Source organism: Candidatus Eremiobacterota bacterium (assembly GCA_031082125.1).
Taxonomy (GTDB): Bacteria; Vulcanimicrobiota; CADAWZ01; order CADAWZ01; family Ess09-12; genus Ess09-12.
In genome coordinates, this window is the sequence record JAVHLM010000013.1 from 130,635 (window position 1) to 157,431 (window position 26,797).

Annotated in this window: 2 protein-coding genes; both read left to right on the forward strand. The window is 59.7% G+C overall.

What is annotated here, in order from left to right:
- Window positions 1-197 precede the first annotated feature (197 nt).
- Window positions 198-9,230, forward strand: coding sequence for a hypothetical protein (locus RDV48_15800; protein MDQ7824265.1), 9,033 nt, complete (start codon window positions 198-200; stop codon window positions 9,228-9,230).
- A 270-nt stretch (window positions 9,231-9,500) separates the two neighbouring features.
- Entirely contained in the window at window positions 9,501-26,786 is a 17,286-nt protein-coding gene (locus RDV48_15805) for a hypothetical protein (protein ID MDQ7824266.1), read from the forward strand.
- The last annotated feature ends 11 nt before the right edge of the window (window positions 26,787-26,797 follow it).

Genomic DNA, 26,797 nt, shown 5'->3' on the forward strand with positions numbered 1-26,797 from the left:
TGAATGTCCCGGGGCAGAAAAGCTGTTAACACATTGTTAACAAAAAAGTTACTTTTTGGAAATCTCCCGCCCTTTACTTTTTTTTACAATTCAGTGATAACATGATAAGGACTAGTGTGCCCTTAAGTATTCTTTTGGTGAATATAATACACTGCCGCGGCTGTCCTTGCATGCGGCGGTGAAGAGGGGGAGAGAGTATGTCAGACACAAGAATAGATCTTGCGACTCAGTTCAATTATCAGCAGATCCGCCCCAAGGATACTCAGGAGAAAAAGGAAGCGAAACCTGAGCATCTCGAGGAGAAGGCCGGCACCGAGAAGCCTGCCGAAGGCGAGGAAGGACCGCAGACAAAGAAGCTTGTTACCCCTGAGCAGAAAGAGGTGAAGGGCCCCCAGGAGGCCGTCCAGAAGAAGCAGGCCCGGGAGGCCGAGGAGCAGCAGGCCAAGAAGCTCGGCGATGAGCAGGAAGAGTTCAAGGCCGGCAACCAGGAGGAGACGCAGACTCCCCAGGCGGCCAAGGACATGACGGGAGACCTGGCAAAGCTGGTCCAGAAACAGGCCTTTGCCTCCAAGGATTCCAAGATCATCACTGCTGAAGAAGCCACCAGGGCCGAGGAGCAGGCAGAGGGACCTGAAGGGGCGAAGACCGGCGGGACACTCGGAGAGAAGCTCTCAAAGGCCAAGTCCGCAGTGGCCGACTTTTTCATGGAGAGCTGGACAGAGATCGCCGGCAAGGAGCATGACACAACCCAGAACCTCCTGGACCGCGAGCAGGAGGAACAGTCAAATATCCGCCAGGAGAGGTGGGCCCTCCCTGAAAACAACAAGAATCTTGAGCACCAGCTCCGGGCTATGATGAGCCAGGAGGGCGGCCAGCTCATGAAAAAGCAGATAAGCGATGACAAGTCCTCCGCTTCCGATAGTGCCCATGATCTCAAGGAGGAGGATGACGGGAAGGGCAAGTCCGCGGGGACCGGAAAAGGCCCTCTGTCAGGCATGGCTTCCAGAACGCCTTCCCAGGCCGACAAGAAGCCTTCCGGGAAAGCCCAGGGAGGGAATCTCCAGCATTTTCTTGCCGGAGACAACAGGTCCTATCTCTCAGGCCTCGGGGGGACAAGGCAGGGGCCCCAGGATTCCAACCTCCCTCAGAAAATAGTGACGGTAAGGGACAAGAAGGAGCCCAACCGCCAGCTCCTTGCATTCACCAATACAAGGCAGCGGAAGGAGACGCTCTTTTCTCCCCCCTCATTCAACGCGTTCTCTTCCCCGGCTCTGAAGCCTCAGGCACAGGAGCCTTCCACGCCCGGCGTGCAGGCGCCGTCAACTGAGACGGTGAAGCCGCCGCCTTCAGGCCTGAGAGCTTTCCAGAGCGCTGGAAAGCCCACGGGCGCCCCGGCCTCCCCTGCAGCGGCTCCCCCCGCGGGAGGACCTTCCGTGGCACCATCGCCGGTGAAACCCCAGGAGGCCCAGCCGCAAGCGGCTGCGGCGCCTCAGCAGACTGCAGCGACAGCGCCTGCGGACAAGACTGCGGCACCTCAGCAGACTGCGGCGACAGCGCCTGCAGACAAGACAGCGGCGCCTCAGCAGACGGCGGCGACAGCGCCTGCCGACAAGGCAGCGGCACCGCAGCAGACTGCGACGACAGCGCCTGCAGACAAGACAGCGGCGCCTCAGCAGACTGCGACGACGGAGCCTGCGGACAAGACAGCGGCACCTCAGCAGACTGCTACGACAGCGCCTGCGGACAAGACTGCCGCTCCTGAACAGACGGCGGCGACAGCGCCTGCGGACAAGACTGCCGCTTCTGAGCAGACGGCGGCGACAGCGCCTGCGGACGAGACTGCCGCGCCTCAGCCTGAAGGCGATAAGAAGCCGGCCGACACTCCGCCGGCAGCTCCCGGTAATTATCAGCAGGCATCATGGTACACCGGCCTCTCAGCGCAGGAAAAGCAGAAGGCCGATTCCCTCGTGGGAGGCATGAAAACCCAGGAGGAGCGCGACCGCTTCATGAGAGTAATGGGGGGCCTGGAAAAGCCCGAGGACCAGAAGCGCCTTCTCGCCCTCGGAGGAGTGGGGAAGGACGAGACCCTCAAGACAAGAGAGGGTGACCAGACAGGACCGCCCCATAGGCCTCAGGGTCCCCAGGACCAGAAGCCGGGGCAGCAGACGGGCACAGTCCAGGGTCCTCAGGGGCCCCAGGGACAGAGGCAGGGCCCGCCCTCCGACCGGCCGCAGTCGCCGGCTTTCAACCAGCAGGAGTTCTCGGCGACCCTCAGGATCCTGGACACGACAAAAAAGGAAGACCGCGGCGAGGTCCTTAATAACCTTGCCTACATACAGAAAAACGCCACGGATCCCTCGGTCCGAAGCCGCACCCTCGACATGATCGAGAAGGCCAAGCCTGAGGACAGGGCCACCGTGGCCGGCGGCCTCTCTTGGGGTCTCAGAGATGCGGGGCGGCCCGAGGACCGCGCCATGACAAAGGAAGAGCTCGACAAGATCACTCCTCAGCAGAGAAAGCAGCAGGCGGAGCAGGAGCGGATAACGAGAACGGAGGCGCAGAAGAAGTTCCTTGGCCAGCTTGAGAAGCTCCCCGAGGACCAGCGCAATGAAGTCCTCGACATCATGGGCGGCAAGAGCGAAGTCACCAACAGGACCGGCCTCGGGCCCGAAGACAGGAAGAACTTCATCGACAGGTTCAACAGCCTCAACGATGAGCAGCTCAAGTCCACCATGGACTTCATGAAGAGTGATTACTACAAGGGCCTCCAGGGCGACAAGGCCCCCTATGACTCCAGCAAGTCCCGCGCCGACGCCCTCATGCTCGCCTCGTCCCTCGATCCCAAGATGGATGCCAAGGAGAAGGCGGGCCTGATCGAGTCCACCCAGAAGGTAATCGGCAACACCGATCTTGACAGGAGAAACATCACCAAGCTCATGACAGAGGTCTCCCCCGAGGTGGCCAAGAGGGAGATGGAGCTCTTCAAAGATCCCGACAAGAATACTTACGGCACCATCAAGCCCCAGAAGGCTCCTCCCGATCCGACGCCCAAGAAGGCCGGCGAGACCGATGACCAGTACAAGGCGCGCCTTGAGGAAGAGAAAAAGACTGCTGAACAGAACAGGAACAAGGAGGTCCTGGCGGAGTCCTATGCCCGCCTCAAGCTCAACACCGCCACGGTCCCCGGGCAGACCGACCCGGCCACGGGCAAGCCCAGGACCCTCAACGAAGAGGAGGTCAAGAAGGTCGCCACCCAGTTGGTGGACGACTACCGCGGCAACAGGGACACCGTGAGCCCCGACAAGTCCCTCGTGGCCCTCAGGACCATCGACAAGTTCTCCTTCAAGCAGGGAGAGTCCCATTTTGATTCCAAGACCAGGGAGATGACGCTCCCCTCGAGCATGCTCATCGGCTCCCTCACCAGGGAGGAGAAAAACAAGCTCCAGCACGAGATGTTCCATGCGCAGATGAAGGGGCAGGTGAACCCCAGGATCTCCGGCGCAGAGGACAGCAATGCCTATGCCGCGAGCCTTACGAGGGAGTACGAGGCTGCCTGCAAGGACAAGGACAAGACCATCGCCACCTTCACCGAGGGATTCAAAAAGATGGGCTACGGCGACGAGGAGGCACGGAAGATGGCCGCGGCGTCGCTGCGTGATCCCGACGAGTACCAGGCCGTCAAGGGCACCATGCTGATGGGCCAATATCCTGACGGCAAGACAGGCCTCCAGCACCTCCAGGAGCTCAAGGAGGGCAAGGGGAGCCAGGACTTCAAGTTCCTCGCCGACGGCCTCCCCAAGGACGCCATCGAGAACTTCAAGGACGCCCAGGGCGGGAAGCTGCCAACCGATACCAAGATGAGGCAGGCAGAGGCGGGCCGTTTCAACGAGGAGCAGACAAAGAAGTTCTTCGAGGTCTCCGGCAGCTATTATGACCGTCTCCAGGGTAATCCCTCGGAGATGGACAAGTTCAGGGCCAACGCGAGGACTGAGCTCGAGAGGCAGGGCTTCTCAAAAGACGAGATTGACAAGAAGCTCGAGGAGATGTTCAAGGGCAAGGACCAGTTCGCTTCGGGCCTTGCCCAGCTCACCCTCTCCCAGGGCAAGGGCGAGAAGAAGGAAGAGTTCTCCTGGATGAATCCCTTCTCCATCTTCGGCGGCGGCAGCAGCACCTCCCTCCAGATAAAGCAGAAGGGACTTGACAGCCCCTTCGGGAGCACCCTGCCGCCCGATGTGGCGTCAGGGATCAGGAACTGGGCAACGGAGACCGAGAAGGGAGCCCCCGGTGACATCACCAGGAAGGATCCCAACCTGGCCTTCCACATGGTGGACTATGTCTCAACTCACCGGAGCGAGATCAACGGCGACAAGGAGATACTGAGGAAATACGGCATTCCCGATGAGCTGCGCAACGATCCCGAGTTCAGGAAACGGCTCAATGCCGGAGGCTACTATGCCGCCGCAGCCGACGGCATGTGGAAAGAATACGGCAATTCGGAAGGAAGCTTCTTCGGCTTCTTCAGCTTCGGCGGGGACTTCGGCAAGCTGATGGATGCCTCCGACATGTCCTCCCTCTCCTACGAGAACGAGCGCATGTCCAACAACATGTCCCAGAGGCTCATGGAGCACTATGAGAAGAGATGGCACGAGCTCGGCGTCCACTATTTCCCGAACCAGAATCCCAATACCGGCAGCATGGTGGATATTACCCACACCACGGGCCTCGAGACACAGAACACAGGGAGGATGAACACCTCGAGGGCACCGGTGGGCGCCATCGGGACCCAGGGCACGGGTCCCATCACTGGAGGCTTCAACCGTCCCCCGGTGGGGACAGGTGTCGATTCTCCCCATGTACAGCCGGGCACCAATTATGGAGTTGGAGTGCGGCCTGACATGGTGAAGCCCGATGTGGGCCCCATCACGCCTCCTTACTACCCGCCTGTCGATCCCTACAAGCCCCCGGTGGACCAGTGGAAGCCCACGCCTCCTGAGACGCCTACCTGGCAGGATCCCCAGGAGCAGATAGAGCTCTCCGACCGGACCGAGAAAGTGCTTGAGCGCAAGCGCATCCAGGCTGAAGAGGAAGCCAAGAAGCAGCAGGAGGTTGAAGCCCAGCAGGCCGAGGAAGCAAAGCAGGCCGAGGAGGCCAAGGCTCAGCAGGTCAAGGCCGATGCCGATGATATCTGGGGCGGCGTAAAGTCCCTGCTGGGGAACAACTCTTCTGATTCCGCCAACAAGCTTGCCTCCTATCTCATGACGGCAGGGTCAAGTCCCGAAACAGCCAGGGAGCTTCTCAAGAACTTCATGACGCTCCTTGACAGGAAGGACGGTCCCAAGCAGGCAGCCCAGTTCCTTCAGACCTGCTCGGCGTCGCCTGCCGGCGTGGGAAGTCTCGTAAAGTTCCTCACGAGCGCCTCGGGCGACTCCCAGGGAAGCGCCATGGCGGCGAAGTTCCTCGAAGCGGGCTCGACAACTTACGAGGGCGCCTCGGCCCTTCACAACATGATGCATGGCCTTGCCTCGCAGCCCGAGGAAGCCCGTGAATTCGCAAGGATGCTGAACATGTCCTCCAATTCGCCCGAAGGCTCGGCTTCCCTGGCGAAGACCTTCCAGAACCTCACCAAGTTCCCCGGGGGCTCAGAGAATATCGCGAGCTTCCTGAACTCGGCATCTTCCACTGCCCAGGGAGGCAAAGATCTCTCCCAGGCCCTTGCCAACATGTCCTCGACAAGGGAGGGCGCCCAGGCGCTGTCCACCCTCTTCAACAGGCTGGCCTCGCAGTCTCCCGCTTCGCAGAACAACCTGCTCAACGCTCTGAAGCAGATGTCATCGTCGAAAGAGGGGGCCCGCTTCCTGAGCCACGCCATGGCGAACGGCTCGTCAATCCCGGAAAGCGGGAAGTCCATGGCCAAGCTCATCCAGATGGCATCGAGCTCTCCCGAGGGGACGCAGTCCCTCTTCACGGCGATGAAGAACATGTCGGCCACCACTGACGGCGCCAAGAATATCGCCATCTTCCTCCAGAGAGGCGCTTCGACCGGCGAGGGCTCCGACGCCCTTGCAAGGACACTCAGGAGTCTCACGTCAAGCTCTTCGGGTGTCCAGGACTTGGCATCGATATTCTCCAAGGCGGCACAGACGTCGCAGGGCGGCTCCTCCCTCTCGCAGGCCCTCCTCTCGATGGCCGACGGGAGAGGAAACGGCGAGGCCCTCATGGCCTTCTTCCAGAAAGCTTCAGTAACGCCGCGTTCTGCCGGGGATCTGAGCAACGCCCTGATGAGCATGTCCTCATCACCCCAGGGCGCCACCAACCTTTCGCAGCTGATGGCGCGCCTTTCTTCATCAAAGGACGGCGGAAGGCTCCTGATGCAGTCCATGTCCAACCTCTCGACGTCGCCGGCAGGGGCTCGGTCGCTGGCAAGCGCCTTCAGCAACATGGCGTCGGCGCCCAACGGGAGCACCTTCTCAGCGCAGTTCCTCGCAAAGGCATCGTCAACGCCCGAAGGAGCGAGGCAGCTCATGTCCACCCTGTCGAGCATGTCGTCGTCACCTGACGGCGCCCGCTCCCTGGCCCACTTCCTGGAGGCAACGTCAGGCACCAGGGAAGGCGCCGAGAGCCTCGGAAACCTTATGAAAAATATGTCGGGAAGCTCAGAGGGCACAAGGACCCTTGCGAACCTCCTTGCCCGGTGCTCTTCCGGGGAGGAGGGAGGACCGGCGCTCTCCCGGGCCCTGCTGAACATGACTGATGCGCGCGGCGGAAGCGAGCAGGTGGGGAAGTTCCTCATGGCGGCCTCGTCAAGCCCTGAAAATGCCCTGGCCCTCTCGCGGGCCCTGGCCAACATGTCCTCTACAGAGGAAGGAGCCCGCAACCTTGCGCAGTTCGTGGCCCGGTCGCCCAAGACCTCTGAAGGCCAGCAGATGGCGATGAAGGCCTTCGGAAACATTGCCCAGTCACCTGAAGGAGCGGCACAGCTTTCCAAGATGCTTGCCAACATTTCCCGCTCCGGAGAAGGCTCCGAGTATCTCGCCCACTTTGCCAATGCCTCGTCGGGATCTCCGGAAGGCTCATCGTCCCTCCTCTCCATGATGCAGCGCATGACGTCCACTCCGGACGGGGGGAAGGATGTGGCACTCTTCCTCGCAAGGAGCACGGGGACTCCCCAGGGAGCCCAGAATGTGGGAGGGACCATTCAGAACCTCTGCTCCACCCGCGAGGGTCTTCAGCAGTTCCTGCAGCTTATGAGCAGCACTGCAGGCAACCCCACTGCGGGGAAGGCACTCTCGCAGGCCCTTGCAAACGTGGCCTCCACACCCGGCGGCGCGGCAAGCATGGGCAGCCTTATCCAGAATGCCCTTGCTTCCAAGGAGGGCACGCAGTCCCTGATGAGCTCTCTCATGGCCATGTCATCATCAAAAGAAGGAGCTCTCAACATCTCGCAGTTTGTGGCATCATTCTCTGGGACTCCTGAAGGGTCGGCAATCCTCATGGATGCTTTCTCCAAGATGTCCTCGACACCAAAGGGGATGAACGATCTCACGATGCTCCTCGACAGGGGGACATCAACACCTGAAGGGGCAAAGCTCCTGAACCAGACCCTGCTGAACATGACCTCCTCGAAGGATGGGGCGGAGAGCTTTGCAAAGCTCATCGCAAGGACCTCCTCCTCCTATGAAGGCGCTAAAGCCCTTAACCACGCACTGGTGAACATGTCTTTCACCTCTGAGTCCGCGTCGGGCCTCGGGGAGATCTTTATGAGGGCCACGTCCAGCACCCAGGGAGCGCAATCCATGGCCGATGCCCTCAGGAACCTGAGCTCTACCAAAGAAGGCGCCGAGAACATGGCACAATTCTTCCAGAAGTGCTCCGTGAGCTCCAAGGGCCTCATGGAGATGCAGCAATCTCTGCTGAATATCTCGTCGCTCCCTGACGGCTCCGAAAGCCTTGCGAAATTCTTCGGCAAGGCCTCGGGAAGCGAGTTCGGCGGCAAGGCCCTCATGGAGGCCTTCAAGGGGATGGCAGGCACGCCTGAAGGGGCTCACAACCTGTCGGTTCTGCTGCAGCAGGTGAGCTCATCACCCAGGTCGTCCCTCGATATGGTGGCCTTTCTGAAGAACTCCTCCAGGAATCCCGAGACGATGGCCGAGTGGCCGCGCCTCCTCGGCGAGATGTCGAAGGATCCTGCCAACGTGGGAGCTCTTTCCAAGTTTGTGACCAACATGAACAGGACAGCCGACGGAAGGGAAGCCCTCATGGAGCTCTTCCTCAAGTCCTCGGGCACCACCGAGGGAGCAAGGAATATGGCCCGCTTCTTCGACCAGGCTTCCACCAATCCTGACCTGAAAAGGCAGCTTGACAGCCTCCTCCAGGATGCGCCTCAGGCAAAGTCCACAGCCCTTCTCGATAATGTCAACAAGGGGCGCCGAGAGCAGGTGCTGAGCGGAACGAAGAGCTCGGAATCGGCGGCTGTCGTGCGCGGCCAGGAGTCGGCAAACCGCTTCAAGAACGACGTGAACATGGCGATGCTTCAGCGTCCCGTGCTGGGCAGGAGGGATGTGAACCTGGAAACGGAGAACAGGCTCATCCAGGCCCATGCCCTCGAGGCGGACAACATCAAGGCCGAGATGCAGGCAGAGAAGGCCATGACGGCCGGTGAGAAGGCCCTCTCCACGAGCGTGATGGGCGAGCGGGGCATCTCTTTCAGGCAGATAGCCACGGGAATTCCTTACCAGCAGGTAGCGGCGGAGATGGCTGCGGGGCCTCAGGCTGCAAAGATGGCATCGACTGACAGGTCGATAAAGAAGGTCTCGGAAATGCAGGAAACCGACGAGGCCGACGAGACCAAGGAAGCCGAGGAAGGCGGCGGTGTCTCCGAAGGGGGCGAGACCAAGGCCAAGAAGCACCCGCAGTTCAGGCCCATCGACGTGTACCCCGAGTCGGTGCTCCGGTACCTGAACTTATGCCCCGAGTGCGGCAACAGGACAGGCGAGCGGCAGATTCTGTGCATGAAGTGCGAAATTAATTTCGAGAGAGAGATTTACATGCAGTCTGCAGTGAAATTCAGCCGCGGCGGCTTCTACTTCAGGACCCACGAGGACAAGCTGGAGCTCTCCGGCGGGGCCAAGGACATGTTCAACACCCGCGAAGTCGAAGGCGATCAGGTTGCAGTGCTCCGCACGCCTCCCAAGTATCCCAAGTTCCAGGAGTTCCTTGCACTCTCAAGGTAATAGCACCGGGAAGAGATTCCTCAGAGAGCGCCTGTCATCCAGGCGCTCTTTTTGCTTGATTTTTCAGCAAAAGCATGGTATACTTATATCAACAGCAAATAATGATAACAGTATTATATGTAAAAAAGATATGGCAAGATTCTCTTTACTATTTACCGAATGAAGTGATAAATTGAAATGGGGGAATATGCCATTTTTTATTGTTTCACCATATAAAAAGAATGATTCCTGGGAGCTTGCGGGCATTCAGGATCTCGAGGAGGGCATGCAATGAGCGACAACAGGATTGATTCCATTCACCAGTATAATGTGCCGCCCCTCAGGCAGCAGGATTCTGCGAAGCTCCCGGCGGGGGAGCCTGATGAAGCGTCAGGCAGGAGCACCATAGGAAAAGGCCTTGAGACCTTGAGAGCTTTCAGGAAGGCGGGGCAGGCTTCGGCGTCTGCTGATTCTATGGAAGAAACGGCTTCCGAAGGAGTCCGCAGGGATGGGCCTTCGGGCAAGGCCGCAGAAGGTCCGGTGGCCAGGAGCAGGAGCGCAGGCACTCAGGCCACTGCGAAAACGCGGGGCTACCTGAAGAATCTCGCCTCACTGTGGGACCAGGTGGCCAGGGGGTGGACAGAATTCCTGGGGAAGCCCGCGGCGAAAGAGGCTGCCCTGCCGGGCCGGCAGAGAGAGGAGGAAGCCCGGGGAGCGAGGGGAAGTGAGAGGGCCGCTGCAGAGGAAAAATTCAAGGAGATGGCTTCCCGGGAAGGGATGGAGCTCTTCAAAAAACGCCTTAAAGACGAGGAAAAGGCTGGAGCCTACGGGAACCAGGTCCTTCAGCAGGAGGCCGGTGAAGGAAAAGAAGGGGCAGGAAAGCCAGCGATGGCAGCTTCGGGTCATTCTGGAAGAGCGGGAATGGCTGAAGAAAGGGGAGAGCCGGGCAGAAGCCCCCTGGAGGGCGCCGGCTCCACGCACCGTGAGACTGCTGAAGATTTTGAAATAGCAGCGGGAGCCCCTTCGGGTGAGAGTGCCCGCGGAGCTGCCATTCTGGAAAAACTCGCTCAGGACAGGGGTGCAGGGAAGGCCGCGGGAAAGACCTCCCTTTACTCCGAGATGTGGAGGAGAATAAGGGAGGGAGGAGAGGCGAAGGAGCCGCAGGGAGCGGAGAGTCCGGCGGCTGAGGCGCCTTCCCTTCGGGATGACAAGGCTTCAGGAGGGCAGCAGCATGAGCCTTCCATAAGCCGCTCTGCCGATAAGGCCTCAGCAGCGCTTCGTGGGCATGGCATGGAAAGAGAGCCCGGCACAATGAGATTTGCCTCACTTGCCACCTCCCTGAGTCAGATTGACGTCGCTACTGCGAAGGAATTCCTAAGGAGACTGGGGGAGGTGCCCCAGGAAGAAGGCGACGAGCTTGCAGCTCTCACCAGAAAGCTTGGTTCCTATGGTGTCCAGTCGCTGCAGCAGGACCTTGTCGAGGCTATTGTGAGGCTCCCTCAGGATGAAAGCGTGAAGATGGCGTCCTTTGCACTGAACTCACCCCTCATGGGCTCGCTTGAGAATCCGGTGGATAAAGGATCTGCCCTCCTGGCAGCCTCCATGGTCCTGCCGCCCCCCGGCACCGCGGAGCATGACACAGAAACCTTCCGCACCGCTCTTGCAGGGGCATTTATAGAGCTTACCGGAGGAAGGGAAAACGACAGGGAAGTCCTCCTCGCTCTCATGAAAAAGGCCGGGCCGGAAGCTTCATCAAGGGCACTTGAAAAAATGGCGGAACAGGTTGCTTTAGAGCACATGGAAGATGGGGCAGTGCTCCAGGAAGCCTACATGAGCCTCCTGCTGTCCAGTGCCAAGGTGCGGGAGGGGAATAAAGAGGTCAATGCAGACGCCGGGGCTGTCATGCAGGTTGCCGCAATGGGTAATGAAGCCGTAAGGCAGGCAGGCCCGAGAATATCCCGGGAGTTCCTCCTTCCCCTCTTCCGCACCATCCAGGATGTGACCTTTGAGGGGAACAATGCTCCCCGCTATGAAAGCGGTTCCCGCTCTCTTGCTCTTCCCGCCTCTTTGCTGGCAAAGGAATCAATGCCTTCTCCTGAAGAGCAGGCCAAGATATTCAAGACCCTTTTTCTTGCCCGCTGTGATGCAGCCTTCTCTCCCGGCCTATCGGGAGCTGCGGAAAGCTATGCTTTCAGCGACAGGCTTACGCAGATCTTCGAGAGGACAGAGACCGGGACCGATAAGGGGAAATCCTTCCTGAGGGCCGTTGAAACGAGATACCGCGGCCTGGGATATTCTGAAGAGGAATCCAGGGTTACCGCGTCTCTTCTCACCAGGAATCCCGCTGAATTTGCCTCCCAGGGGGCTGCTCTGATAATGAGCCGCGACGGCCAGGGAAAATCAGGGCTTGAGGCGACAGATGAAAAAGGCAGGAGGTACCTCCTCGATGCCTTTCCTGCGGGCTCTGTGAAGTTCATCACCGACTGGATGGCCGGGAGGCTGCCGGAAAATGAGGATATCCTTGCAGCAAGCCCCGACAGCCAGGCCCTCAGGAAGTCTTATGACGAGAGAGTGGCAAAGCTCCGAGAAGGCGTCATGGTGCCGTCTCAGGCTCCCGGGGAGGGAGGACGGGCGGCGTCGAAGCCCCTGCAGGCCCAGCCTCTTCCAAAGAACCTGAACAGCCTGGTGAAAGGCCTCATGGAGACTGAGCGCAAGCGGATCGACAGGCTGGTGAAGAACATCGAGGGCGATGAGCTCAAGAAATTTTTCGGCATCTTCGACACCCTTGAGGCGAGGGAGAGAAAGCCCATGTTCAGGGACCTGGTGAACTCCCTGGCAAGCCTCAAGACCAAGGAGCAGAAGGATCTTGTAAGGTTTGTCACAAGGGATGAGCTTACCGGCCCCGACAGGAAGGAGATTCTCTCCGTCACGAGGGGGCTCAGCGCCTCCAAGAAAAGCCAGGAACGGCAGGAGTTTCTCTCAACGATCAACGGTCTTCCTGAAGGGAAGCTCTCCGGCATGCTTGACTGCATGCGCCAGTCCCCCTATTATGCCAGCCTTGACGATTCAAAGGACAAGGCCGATGCCCTCATGCTTTTCTCGTCATATACGCCCTCCAGAAAGCCTCTTGAAGATAAGGAGATAGCCCGGAGAGAGCGCGGCGTCCAGGCAACGCTTGAGGGCTTTGAGGGGCACGATGCCGACAGGAGAGCCATAGTGAGGCTCATGGCAGCAGCCCCGCCGGAGAGCGCCGGGAGCACCGCAATGTTTTTTGCCAATCCTGACAGGAACTCCTGCGGAAGAAGCACCTTCTCCCAGGTTTCGGCGGAAAGGTCTTCGGAGATAGTTACGGAAGCCTATACAAGGCTCCGGCTTGCAACGGCCACCACCGGAGAACAGCAGGCAGCTCTTCCCCGCGAAAGATCGGAAAGCCTCGCAGGTACCGTCGTTGACGGTTTCCGGGCATCGCGGGGAAAGCTTTCCGGTGAGTTTCTGCTGCAGTCGGCCCGTGAGATTGAGAAGGTGCATTTTACCGATATCCGATACCCCCGGTATGATGCCCAGGAATCCACTCTTGCGCTCCCCCTTTCATCGCTTGCGCCAGGTGACCCTGATATGGAGACGCAGGCGAACCTGGTTTACGGCTTTACGCGCCCCGCGATGGAGCGCCAGGTCACAATGGCACTTGCCCCTGAAAGGAGCCCTCAGGCCCTGCAGGCATCGGGACCGAGGCCTGCCTCTCCGGTGCAGGTTTCCGCGCAGGGCACATCGGGGCAGGTGTCGGCGCCGGCCGCCCGGCAGCAGCAGCAGCAGCCTGCCCAGGCCGGCCAGAGACCGCAGACAGAGACGGAGGTCCTCAGCCAGAGGCAGAAGGATCTTGAGGATTCTCTCTCCGAGGAGAAGCGCTGGTATACCCTCTTTGCCTGGGGCTATGCCCTTCTCGGCTTTCATAATGAAGGCCAGGCGCTTGAATCAGAGTATCTTTCGACGACTTCCAATATCATGTCTCAGATATCGGCAGTGGTCACGCAGATCTCCCAGATGCAGCAACAGATGGCTGAGTATGCCGCCAAGTACCAGCAGATGTACGATGCCCTTCCGCAGCAGGTGAAGGATTTCCTGAAAAACGGCGGCGGGACCCTTCCCCAGGGCGGTGTCACCACGCTGCCATTCCCCGGCCCCTCAGGGACCTCTCCGGCTCCCGCAAGGCCGTCAGGCAAGACAGCGGCCTCCATCACCCGCCGGGAGATGCCCATGGTACCTCAACAGGCCCCCCAGGCACCGGCGGCTTCACATGCCAGGAAGGAGGCCCCCGTTCAGCGCCAGGAAAGCCCTGCCGCGCGGCCTGAGCCTCTGACCCCCCGGCCTGAGCCCATGATGACCCCGCAGCGTGAGGTTCCCCGTGAATTCTCTTATGATTACGCCGGGAGAACGAAGCCCGGAGCTTCTGAGGCAGGCAAGGCAGAGACCCAGGCGCCTCCCCCTGCAGAGAGAAAGCCTCTTGATCTCTCGGCTGCTCAATGGTACAAAGAGCTCACGCCGGCCCACAAAAAAGTCATAGATGCCCTTGGGAAGGATCTTGAAGGCGCCGACAGGGAGAAGTTTGCCGAAGTGATAGGCGGGCTTGCCATGAGGAACCGCGAGGCGACCCTTGACTTCGCCATGCAGTCGGATCTGATAAGGACCATGAAAGATCCCCTTGAAAGAGCCCAGGCGGTCCTTATCTCAACAGCATTCACCTCCGACAGCTCGATGCTGCCGGGAGCCCAGGAGCGGGCCCGCCGTGATGGCCTCATAAGCTCCGTGCTTGCCGCCACGTCGGGGAGCGCCATTGACAGGCGGAACCTCACGGGCCTCCTCGCTTCCGCACCGGCGGAAGATGCCCGCAGGACCATGGAGTTTCTCCAGAAGCCCGATGAAAACACAATATGCGGGGCTCCCTTCAACGCTGAAGCAGGTGAGAAAAAGAGGGAAGTCCTCATTGAGGCCTATTCACGACTCAAGCTGGGCAACGCCATAGGTGAATGCGGCATGGAGCTCACTTTTGACGAGCAGAAGGATCAGCTTGGTGGAATGATAGGGATGCTGAGGGGGGCAAAAGACAGGATATCAAGCAATTTCACCCTTTATACTCTGCGCGAGGCTGAAAAAATAAGGTTTGAAGAGACTGGAAGCCCGTCCTTCGACAGGCAGACCCGGCAGCTTTCCATTCCTTCCTCCTTCATCGCTCAGGGCCAGGAGCTCGGCGTGAAAGAGAGGACGCAGCTTCTCCACGAGACTTTCCATGTCTCGTTCCAGGCCATGCTGGACGGTCAGAACTCCGGCGCCTCCGAGAGACACGCCTTCATCTCTAAGGCGGCAGATCTCTACAGGCAGGTGCAGAACAACACGTCACCTTTTAAGAGTGACCTCACAAAGAGATACCTTGAGCTTGGCTTCGGCATCGAGGAGACAAAGGACCTTGTAAAGCAGGCCACCACTTCGGGGGCAGAGTTCACGGCGGCCCTGGGCACCCTCTTCTTCGCCCGCGACAGGGAAGGAAAGACGGGATTGGAAAAAGGTTACGGGAGCTTCCTGCCCGATGGCTCCGCTGAATTCATGGGCGCCTGGATGGGGGGAAAACTCAGGAGTGATGAAGAGTTAGTCAAGGCAGTCTCCACGAGCAGTCCCCCGGCGGGTAAGCAGGGGAATGCCGACATGGCTGCCCGAATCGACGAGCATTCAAAGCGCTGCGAGAAGCTTCTTGCCTATAGCCGGAATTCCTATACCGGGGCGGACTGGTACAAGGAGTTTGATTCCCTGTCCGCACCGGAGGCCTCGGATACCGTGGGCAGGAATCTCAAGAACAAGGTCAGGCACATGATGAATTACCTCTCTTTCGAGGAGCAGCGGACCCTGGACAGCACCATGCAGAATCTCTCAGTCGAGTCACGGGCGAAGCTTCTCAATATTATCTTCAGTGAGTTCAACAGCCCCGACCTGAAGACCGAGGGGAAAGAAGCCTCCGCCAGGTCAAAGACCGTGGCGGGATTCTCAAAAGGCCTTGTCTCGTCGCTTGCAGAGATGAAGCAGCCCGAAATAGACAAATTCATAAGGGCTTTCGGCAGTGCCGACAAGAAAACCCTGGAAAACCTTCATAAGACTTTCGCCGTGCCCTTTGAAACAGGAATGGGAGGCGCTCCCGCCGCAAGGTCTCAGACAGGCGCTCAGCAGCCCCGGGTGCTGAGGCCTTCATCTCCTGCAGGGGCTGAGCCCGGCGCACCGGCAGGCGCGGAAAGGCCCGGGGCTTCCGGTGCCGCCCGGCGTCCCGTGGAAGCTCCGGGCAGTGCGGGAGCGGGCAGGGCTGAAGACCCGGGAAGGAACAGAGGCTCTGGAAGAATGCTCAGCAGGGGCGAGGAAACTGAGATCAACACGCGTTTCCTGAATTTCGTCTCTACCGTGCCCGCAGAATTCAGAGACATGCTCCTTTCAATCACCGGAGACCTCAACCCTGCCATGAAGTGCCAGGTCATGCAGCAGCTTATGCAGATGACACCGGAGCAGCAGAGGAGCGCCTACCGCTATATCAGCAGCTCAACGGTCTTCAAGTCTCTTGAGAAGCCCGAGGAGAAGGCCGCCGCTCTTCTTCTCGCGAGCCGCTTCCAGCCGGGAACGACAGTGGCGCAGATGGATGAGCTTATGAGGGCGCCTCTCTCCCTGCTCAGATCGCAGGATCAGAAGGAATCCCTCACCGGGATGAGTACCATGATGAAGCTCCTTGACTGCAAGGACCCCGCCCGCTTTGAGAGCACACTGGAGTATATGAATAAGGGCCTTGCGGGGATTACTGCCAAGCCGGGGACCGATGAATACAATCGCCAGCGCGACCGGGTCATGGCCGTGGCGAATATGCAGCTCAACCTCAATAACACCGAGGGCATCCCCAAGGACAGGATTGACACCTTGGCTGAGAGCTATATAACCGAGGTCTATGCTGATTATCCCGATTCGGGCATCTCTGAGGTCCTCCAGATGAAGCGGTTGGCCTTTGTCCCTCCGGGCGAAAAAGAGGGGGAAGGCAAAGGGCCACGGTATGACAGCGACACAAATACTGCATATGTTCCTGAATCGGTGCGCGACTCGCTTCTGAGAGGCGAGCGCCTCAACAACCTGCAGCTTCAGTCCTGCCGCCATGAATCCAACCACGGAGGCAATGATGCCTATTTCAATCCTATGAATCCCTCGTCCATGGAGCAGATGGCCCTTGTACAGAGCAAGGAGGCCCAGCAGATTTTCGGCAGGCTTGACGAAGAATCTGATGAGTTTGACAGAGATGTCCAGAATAATTTCTGCACGATGTATGAGCAATATTACCGGGACCTCGGGGAGACCGACCCTGAAAAGCTTTCAAGCGTGAGCCAGAATGCCCGGTCAGGCGATTTCATTGAAGTGATGACCATGATAAAGACCATAATGCGGGGTGAGAATTCAAGTGATCCGGTGCAAAGAAAGGCATCACAGGACTTCATCGCCAAGATGGTGCTCCCCAAGGAGCAGGGAGGAATGGGCCTCACCGGGCAGCAGGTGCAGTTCTTCCGCGATATGCGCGACGGGAAGCTCCGGAGCAACGAGCAAATCATGACAAATATCGCCTATGTGGGCATCGGGCGGCAGATGAGCCAGCACGAAGCCATGGTTTCCTCTCTTCATAGCTCATTGAGCTCTTCTCAGAATGCCCCGCAGAGGCAGCAGTTCACCGATCTGTCCATCGAGCGCCTCAGGAGGCTCGAGTATTCCGATGCAGAATGGCAGGGCCTCACCCCGCAGCAGCGGGAGGAGAGGCTCCGCCAGTACAGGTCGGAAGCCGAGCAGGCCCTCTCCTCGCCCGAGCGCCTCAGTCCCTTCATTGACAGGGTGCTCCTCGCCAAGGACAAGAACGGGCAGAGGGGTATCGATGACCGCTCCACGATGAATTTCTTCAACAGCGTGAGCGCAGGAGAACAATCCTTCGGGAGCCAGTTCAAGCAGTGGGTCGAGTCATTCAAGCGCCAGGGAGAGGAGGGAACCCAGGGGCAGGCCTTTGATACGGCATGCCAAAGGGCCCTGGATACGGCAAAATTTGCCCGTGATAACCCCGACAAGATCCGTAACGCACCTGCCGAGCTTCAGGGCCTTGAGCTCAATGAGGAAGCTCTGGGCCTCTCGGTGGATATCCAGGATGCCATTGTGGAGAACTACCGTGAGGGCAATACCGGCGGCCTCTTCGGGACATTGAAGAGCTGGTTCTTCGGCACTTCCCGCGAGAGCACAAGGAGGCTCAGGCATACCACTCAGCTCCAGACCTATACGATGCAGCAGATCAACTCCAATCAGAAATACCGCTGGAGCAAGAGCACGGTTCATGGCGAGGGTGAACAGGGCGGCCAGCAGCAGAATTTCTGGGGCACCGTGAACAGCAACGCCACTGCCGGCACGGGACAGACGGGTCCCAAGCCGCCGCAGCATGGCACCGGAACATACGCAATTCCAGCCGCGCCTTCAGTCATCCCGACGTATATTCCCCCGCAGCCCGCGGTGCAGACCCAGGTCCAGAATACCACTGCCGGCAATGGTTCTCGCCCTTACCTCTGGGATTTTTCCCATCATATAGGGGATACGGGCAACCAGGGCTATGGCCAGCCAAAGACCGATCCCACTCACGATACCACCCCGAAGCCAGGTCCCGGCAATGATGGCTTTGCTGGAGGTGTGGTAAAGCCGGGCCCCCAGCCGGGCACGGTCACCGTGACTGACGGCGCCACAATTTCCTCACTGGGAATAGATGTCAGCATTCCGAGCACCATCACCATAAGCACCGGAGACCAGTCGGGAATAGGGGTATTGAATCCTGCCACCGGCGGCCAGGGAGGGCAGGCCGGCACCGGCGGAGCCCCCGGCGTCACCCCGGGAATGCCCGGCATCGCCTCTGACGGCACGGTGCCCACGTTTATACAGCCTCAGCCTAGCACCGTGCTGGGAACCAACACAATTCCTGGCAGCGGAACAGGGGGAGTCGCGGGCGGAGGCATGGGGCCAATCGACCAGAACCCTGTCACGCCGCCCATCCCCAAACCCATCACCGATCCGACTCCGGGAGGCGGGACAGTCACTCCCGAGCCGGTGACACCCAAGCCTGTCGATGACACGACGCTCTCTCAGCCAGCGCAGCAGGCCCTTAACGAGCAGAGAACACGGGAAGAGGCCGAGCGGCTGAGGCGCCTTGAGGAAGAAGCGCGAAAGCAGGCCGAGGAGGCGAAGAGGCTCCAGGAAGAGATCAAGCAGAGGGAAACCGAGGCGAAGCGCCTCGAGGAGGAAGCCGCGCGGAAGCTCGAAGAAGCGAAGAAGCTCGAGGAGCAGAAGAAGGCCGAGGAAACGAAGAAGGCCGAGGAAACGAAGAAGGCCGAGGAAACGAAGAAGACCGAGGAAACGAAGAAGGCCGAAGAAGCGAAGAAGACCGAAGAAGCGAAGAAGACCGAAGAAACAAAGAAGACCGAAGAAACAAAGAAGACCGAAGAAGCGAAAAAGGCTGAGCAGGGCGCGAAGCTCAAGGAAGAGGGCCTTAAAAAGGCGGTCATCGATACGGAGACCGAGGAAAAGGTAAAGACCGAGACCACCTTAAAAAAAGAGGCCGACACCAAGACCAAGGACGCCCGCACGCTGAGGGAGGAAGCTAAAGCTCTCCAGGATGAGGCCAGCGCCCTCAGGAAAGAGGGAGCGGCCAAGAAGCAGGACTTCGTAAAGCTTCTTGACAAGATGGAGAAGTTTGAGGACTCTCAGAAGAGGGCTGCCGACGCCATCCTCAAGGACGTGAAGGTAGACCTGGGCAAATCAGCGCCGGAGGCCTACAAGACCCTGTCAGAGCTCGTTGAGACGGGCGCCTTTGCCACCTATAACTCCAAGGAGATGCTCAAGACCTTCGTGAGCCTCCTCAACCGCTCAGACGGTCCCGCCTATGCCGCCGAGTTCATTATCAACTGTGCTTCCACTCCGGCGGGGACCAGGAATCTTGTCAAGTTTCTGATGGAGGCCACGACAGACCCCGAAGGAAAGGCTGCCGTGGCAAAGCTCATGGAATACGGCGCCTCAACGAGGCAGGGAGCCGAAGCTTTGAAGCAGGCCATGAGCACTCTTTCCCTCCGCCCGGACGACGCCCACCAGTTCGCCCAGCTCATGGCCATGGCCTCAAGCTCGCCTGAAGGCACCCAGGCCCTCTCGCGGGTGCTTCACAACATCTCCAGGATGCCCCAGGGCACCGAGGTGCTGGGAAACTTCCTGAGCGCCGCGTCGAGCACCGGGCAGTCCGGCAAGGTGATGAGCCAGGTCCTTGCCTCCATTTCGACAACAGGCGGAGGCGCCCAGGTGCTCTCCGATCTTTTCATCAAGCTCTCTGCCCATTCTCCGGCACTGCAGCATGACCTGCTCGGCTCAATCCTCAACATGTCGAGCAGCCGCGAGGGCGCCCAGTTTCTGAGCCACGCCATGGCCTCTACGTCGGTTGTCACTGACGGGAGCAAGGCCATGACAATGCTGCTCCGCCTTGCATCAAGCTCACAGGAGGCTTCGGCACAGCTCCTCCCCGCTCTCAGGAATATGGCTTCGACGGCCGAAGGGGCTAAAAACGTTGCCACCTTCCTCCAGAGAGGCTCTTTGACAAGGGAGGGCGCCGGGGCCCTGGGCGAGACCATAGGGAACATTGCGGCCAGTGATGACACAGGAGGCGGCTCCCGGGATCTCGTGAGAATCTTCAGCGGCGCCTCTCTCTCCCATGAAGGCTCCCTCTCGATAGCAAGAATATTCCAGAGCATGGCGAGGACCCCCGAAGGCCTCCAGCACTTCGGCCGGTTTATTGAAGGCGCTTCCAGGACTCCCGAGGGATCGCGGGAGCTGGCCTCCACCTTTGCGGCGATGTCGTCGTCGAAGGAGGGCGCCGCAGTCCTCTCGGGGCTTCTCATCAAGATGTCGTCCCATTCGCAGGAGACAGGCACTTCTCTCATGACGACACTGCGCCAGATGACTTCCACCGCAGAAGGCACAAGGTTCATCGGCCAGGCCATGGCCCAGGCCTCATCGGTGCCTGATGGCTCAAAGGCCATGGCAAAGCTCATAGGCGCCGCTTCGGCGGCGCCCGGTGAAGGCGAATCCTTTTTCTCGACCCTCAGGACCATGGCCTCGACAGCTGATGGAGCCCGAAATGTGGCCACTTTCCTCCGGAACGGCACTTCCACTTCTGAAGGTGCGGCAGCACTCGGCCTCGCTTTCAGGAACCTTACTTCCACCCACAGGGGTGTCCAGGAGATGACAGGGCTTTTTTCCAGGGTATCCCTGTCGCCGGAAGACGGGGGAGCCTTGGCCGGGAGCCTCAACGCGATGGCGCAGGTGAAGGGAAATGAAAAGGATATCCTCGCCTTCATAAGAAATGCATCGACGATGGCCAGGGAAGGGAAAGCCTTTGCCCTCACTCTCCAGAACATGGCATCCACCCCTGCGGGGGCCCATGAACTCTCGTCCCTCATGGGGAGGCTCACGAAAACGGGAGAGGGAAGCCAGGTCATCCTTGAGAGCATGGCGCGTCTCGCCTCCACTGATGAAGGCTCCAAGGCGCTTTCGACAGCACTTTCCCACATGGCCTCGTCTCCCCAGGATGCAAGAGGCCTGTCACAGCTTATCTCGGAAGGCCTTGGGACATCCCGGGGCGCCAGTTTGCTGATGAACGTTTTCTCGGGGAAAACCGGCCAGGGAGGCCAGGGAGCCTTGCTCATGTCGGTGCTGGGAGGGCCTGAAGCCCAGAAGCAGGCTGCAAACTTCGTCAGCGCCGCTACGTCGGGCAGTGAATCCACAGCAGAATTCATGGCTTTCCTCGGCGCCGCAACCCGCAATCCCGGCGAAGCAATCCTGGCCTCAAGGTTCCTGCACACGGCAACAACGAGTGCCGAGGGCTCAATGGCCCTCCAGCGCTTCATATCGGAAGCCTCGTCAAAGCCGGCAACCCTCAGGGATTTCTCGGCGATCCTCAACAATACGGCCACTGCATCGGAGGAATCGGCAACCCTCCTGGGAAAGACCCTTCAGAACCTCTCAAGGACACCGAAAGGTCTCGAGTCCCTCACCTCCCTTCTTGTAAACTCGTCGGCGTCGCACGATGAAGGCCTGAGCCTTACCCACACGCTGGCCCATGTAACGTCATACCGTGAGGGAGGAAAGGCTGTCGCCGACGTGATGATAAGGCTTGCCGCCCACTCCCCCGAAGGGGAGAAGGCCATGGTGAAGTCCTTCCTCGCCGTTGCTGATACGGAAAACGGCGGCGAGCTGCTGAGCCACCTGCTCTCCCACACGTCAAGGGTCCAGGACGGCGCAAGAGCGATGGCAGGCTTTATCAAGGGGGCCACTTCCTCGGGCGAGATGACAAGGCAGCTTTTCCAGGCCATGCAGACCATGGCGGGGACTACCGACAGCGCCAGAAATGTGGCGGTCTTCATCGGGAGGGGCACTTTCTCTGAAGAGGGCGCAGCCTCCCTCGCGCAGGCCCTGGCGGCGATGTCCTCCCAGAAGGATGGGTCCCGTGACTTCGCCGCCCTTTTATCGAGGATCACAGGCACGGCCGAGGGGAGCGCCGTCACCTCGATGGCTCTCCTCTCCATGGCAAAATCCAGGGACGGCGACAAAGCCCTCCTCACCTTCCTCAGGAACGCCACGGCCAGCGAAGAAGGTATTGCCGAATTCTCCTGTGCCCTGAGAAATATCTCCCAGACCTCCGAGGGAGCCCGCAACCTCTCGGAAATAGTCTCCAGGCTTTCTTCAAGAGAATCGCAGTCCCTCATGGAGGTCTTCTCACGGATCACCGCGTCACAGGAAGGCTCGAGGTCCCTGCAGACAGCCTTTGCCTCCATGGCATCGTCGTCAAGGGGAAGCGAGAACCTCTCGGCATTCCTCACCGAGGCCTCCAGAACTGAGCAGGGCTCAAGGATGCTCATGCAGCTTTTCTCAGGGAAGGCAGGCTCGGAAGGAACCACGAGCGGCCTGGTGCTCCTGTCGCTTCTGGGGCGTCCCGAGGGGGCAGGCCAGGCATCGGCCATCATCGCGTCGGCCACGAGGACCGCAGAAGGGATGGGAGAGTTCATTAAATTCCTTGGCAATGCCTCGAGGGATTCGGAAGAAAGCTACGTCTGCGCAAAGTTCCTGAGTTCCGCCTCGTCACAGGGCGAGGGTGCTGCAGCCCTGAGCCGCATCATCGGCGGGCTTGCCCTGAAGCCTGACCAAGCAAGGGACTTCACCTTTATCCTGAACCGTGCCTCCCTCTCCAATGAGGGCGCCGCCCACGTGGGAAAGACTCTCCAGAACTGCGCCGCGTCGCCCGAGCAGGCTGATAATCTTGCGCTCTTCGCAAGGAACGCCTCTAGGACGCCCGACGGGGTAAGGGATTTTGCCCAGCTTCTCTCAAGGATCTCGGCATCACCGGCAGGACAGAACTCCCTGGCAGGCCTTTTCTCCTCTATGGCCCGGCAGTCTTCCCCAAGCCAAGAGAATATCGGGAGGGCTTTCACGCAGATGGCCTCGGGCGGGGAGAGTGCCCTTCACCTTTCCCAGGCCCTGGCCAACACCTCGATTAATCGGGAAGGGGCCCTGGCCCTCTCCCGCTCCATCGGGTCAATGGCTTCCACAGGCGAGGGCTCCAGTACCCTTTTCAATGCCTTGCGCCAGATGGCTTCCTCGTATGACGGATCAAAGAATATCGCCCTTTTCCTGGAGAGGAGCGTGGGAACTGACGAAGGAAGGGAGACTCTTGCAGCAACCTTCAGGAAGGTGACCTCGTCGCCCGACGGGGTGAGGGAGATGGCCGCCTTCTTCTCAAGGGCCTCGACATCAGCCGAGGGTGGTATAGCGCTCGGGAAGTTCCTCCTCTCCGTCGCGGGAGGGAAGGAAGACAGCGGGACGCTGCTGCAGTTCATCTCCAGGGCGTCACAAGATGAGAAGGCCTCGGGTTCTCTGGCCTCGGCATTCAGGCAGATGACCGCACAATCGGAGGGAGCCAGGATTTTTGCCAAGGTAATGGAAGCGGTCACCCCGTCGAAGGAAGGGAGCAGGACTCTCATCGAGTCATACCGCCGCCTCTCTTCGTCGAGGGACGGGGCCCGCGAGGTGAGCCATGCCATGGCGGGCCTTTACGATACTGCTGAAGGTGGAAAAGTGATGACAGGCCTTCTGAAAGACAGCATTGCAGCTCCCCGGGGAAGCGAGATGCTCTTTGACACGATGAAGCAGATGCTCTCCACCACCGAGGGCGCCAGGAACCTTGCCCTCGTGCTGGAGAAGGCCTCGCAGCCGAAGGAAGGCGCCAGTGCCCTTGGAAAGCTTTTCCGGAGCGTCATCGGGAATGACCAGTCTCTCCATGATGCCTCGTCGCTGCTGGCTAAAGTATCGGCGTCGCCTGAAGGCTCAAAGGCACTTTCAGCGGCTCTTGTCAACATGACAGGAGTGAAGGGAAATGAAGAGATCCTCCGGGCATTTATCCAGACGGCTTCGGCCTCGCAGAGCAGCAGGGCTGACATTGAGAAGGCTCTTGTCTCCATGAGCGCCACGCCCGAAGGGGCGCAGAATCTCTCCAGGGCTGTGGAGAGGCTTGTCTCCACCAGGGAAGGCACCCAGTCATTTCTCTATTCGGCAGCCCACCTGTCTCAAGGGCAGGGAGGGAAGGCCCTGGCCCTGGCCTTCGCCAACATGGCTTCAGCGGAACCCCATGGCGCCCAGGTGCTCTCAGGATTCCTGGAAAAGGCTTCCTCTTCCAGGGAGACCATGCATGCCCTTACCGGGAGCCTCAATGACATGTCTTCGACTTCGGACGGCGCAAGAAACATTGCCCGTTTCCTCAGGGCCGCCACCCGGTCAGGGGAGGGCGCCGCCACCATGGCGTCATTCCTCAGGAACATCCAGAAAAGCGGCGAGGGGATGAAGACTTTTACGGCTATACTGGCCCGCTGCGCTTCGACTGAGGAAGGCGCTCAAGATGTGACAGGCCTTTTCCAGAACCTCTCGGATTCAAGAGACGGAAAGGAAGCACTCTGGAGAGTCCTGTCGGCTTCTTCGTCACGGGGTGAATCGGCACTGAACCTGGCAAAGACCTTTGCTGTCCTGTCGTCATCCCAAGAGGGCTCCCGGGCTGTCGCATCGCTGTTTTCCAGTGCCGGGACGCTGCCCCAGGGCGAGACGGTGGCTCTCAGGACCATGGAGAACCTCGCATCCACGCCCGAGGGCGCTCTGAGCACCGCACGGATGCTGGCTCAGGCAGCACGCCACGAGGGAGGGGCAGAGACCCTGGCCTCCTTTGTGCATGCCGCTTCTTCGACGCCTGAAGGTGCCCAGTCTCTTCGCAGCCTTGTGGGCTCCCTGGTGGCCACGGACAACGGGATGAAGGACTTTTCCCTCTTCCTTGCCAGAAGCTCTGCTATTCCTGGAGGTGCTGAGTCCCTTGCCGGCGCCGTCAAAAATTTCTGCGCCACTACCGAGGGGCTGTCGCAGTTCCTGGGCCACGTGGAGTCATCTTCTCGAAATGTCACGGCAGGCAGGGCTCTTGCCCAGACCCTTGCCCAGCTCTCCTCTGTACCGGGGGGAAACGAGGAGATGGCCATGCTGATCCGCCGTTCGGCTCTGATGACGGGAGGCACCAGGGCGATAGGCCAGTCTCTTACCCAGATGGCTTCGTCGGACGAGGGCGCCCGCAATGTTTCCACTTTCATGGCGCAGCTCTCTTCATCTGAAGATGGAGCGGCCGTGCTCCTCAAGACCCTCTCGAGCGCCGCTTCCTCCAGGGAAGGCTCCCTCTCCATGGCAGGCCTCATTGCGAAGGGCGCTGCCACCGAGGAGGGGGCACGCTTCATGGGAGAGGCCTTCAGGAACCTGTCGGCCACCAGGGACGGTGCCGAAGGCCTCGCAAAGCTTATGACGGGCATTGCATCTTCCCGTGACGGGGCCCAGGCCCTGAACCGCGCCCTTGTCGCCATGACATACACGGAAGAGGGAACAGGCGCTTTCGCCCAGTTCTTTGCCCAGGCAACGCAGGATTCCGGCGGGGTCCGCGTGATGACCGACATGCTCAGAAGCCTCACCGTCACCGGAGAAAGTGCCGGCCATATGGCGATATTTCTCCAGAACTGTTCAAAATCACCTGATGGCCTCGTGGCTATCGAAAAATCACTTCTCAACATCTCTTCAATGCCCGAAGGCGCAGAGGTTCTCGCTTCGACGCTCGGGAAGGGATCGGCCCATGAGTCAGGGGCCAGGGCTCTCGCCGAAACCTTCAGCAACCTGGTCCAGAGCCCCGAAGGCTCCCACAGTGCGGCAATTCTGCTGCAGCAGGCCTCCTCCTCGCAGAAGACGGCAGCTGACTTTGCCCGGTTCCTCAGGAACACCACTTCCGATCCTGATGCAATTGGCAGATGGCCCCGGATACTGGGCGAGCTCTCGGCTGCGGAGACCAATGTAGGCGCCCTTGCGGTAATGGTGAAGAACGTGAACAGGACGACCGAGGGAAGGGAAGCCCTGCTGGAATTTTTCACTAAAGCCTCGGAATCAAACGAGGGCGCCCGTAATGTGGCGAAGCTCTTTGACCAGACCTCGATGAGCCAGGAGCTCAGGAAAAACATCAAGGCCTTTGTGAATGACGCAGCATCCCTCGAAAACGGGAAGACCCGGGTGGAAAAGCTCATCGGCAATATTGAAAGGGGGCGCCGGGAGCAGGTCCTGAGCGGCACAAGGAGCTCGGAATCGGCGGCCGTGGTGAGAGGCGATGAGGCGGCAGGCCAGTTGAAGACCGATGTGGCCGCAAGCATCTTCCAGAGGCCCTTCGCTGCGAAGATGGAAGGCATTCCCGCCTCCGATCAGCACCTCATTGACTACGTGGAATCGGAGGCAATGGTGAGAATGGCAGAGCACGGCATCGAGAAGGCGGCTTGGGAGAAAGCCTCCGACAAGGCCATGGCCACAAGCCTCCTTGGTGATCGCGGCATTTCCTTCCGGCAGGTGGCTTCCTCCATCCCTTACGAAACAGGTGAAGAGGCGGTAAGCGGGAAAGAGGCGGCCGAGATTACCATCTCGATGCTTGCCCCCTCAGCCGGAGGAATCGAGAAGGCTGCGAAAAAGGCGCCTTCGCAGGCTGCCGGCGGGACTGGCGAGGCGGAACAAGCCCAGGCTGCCAGCGGTGATGAGAGCGCAGTGCCGGCAAAGAAGCATCCCCAGTTCAGGCCCATTGACATTTATCCTGAATCGATCCTGAGGTATTTCAACCTCTGCATCCAGTGCGGGAGCAGGTGCGGCGCCCGTGAGGTCATGTGCCTCAAGTGTATGGCGAAGATGGAGCGCGAGGTCTATATGGTGTCGGGAGTCACCGTCACCAGGGGAGGCTCCTACGTGACATCGTCAGAGGACCTCGTAGAAGTCTCATCGAAGGTGAGCGACATTTTTGACAATTACGGCGAAGGCATCGACCAGGTGGCCGTGATGAGAAGGCCGCCCCAGTACCCGAAATACCAGGAGTTCCTGGCAGTCGTGGGGGAGAGGCACGATTAGAGCAGCGGCCC

Excerpts from the sequence above, each read along its gene's own strand:
- RDV48_15800 (MDQ7824265.1), top strand. The coding sequence starts at position 198 with ATGTCAGACACAAGAATAGATCTTGCGACTCAGTTCAATTATCAGCAG.
- RDV48_15805 (MDQ7824266.1), top strand. The coding sequence starts at position 9,501 with ATGAGCGACAACAGGATTGATTCCATTCACCAGTATAATGTGCCGCCC.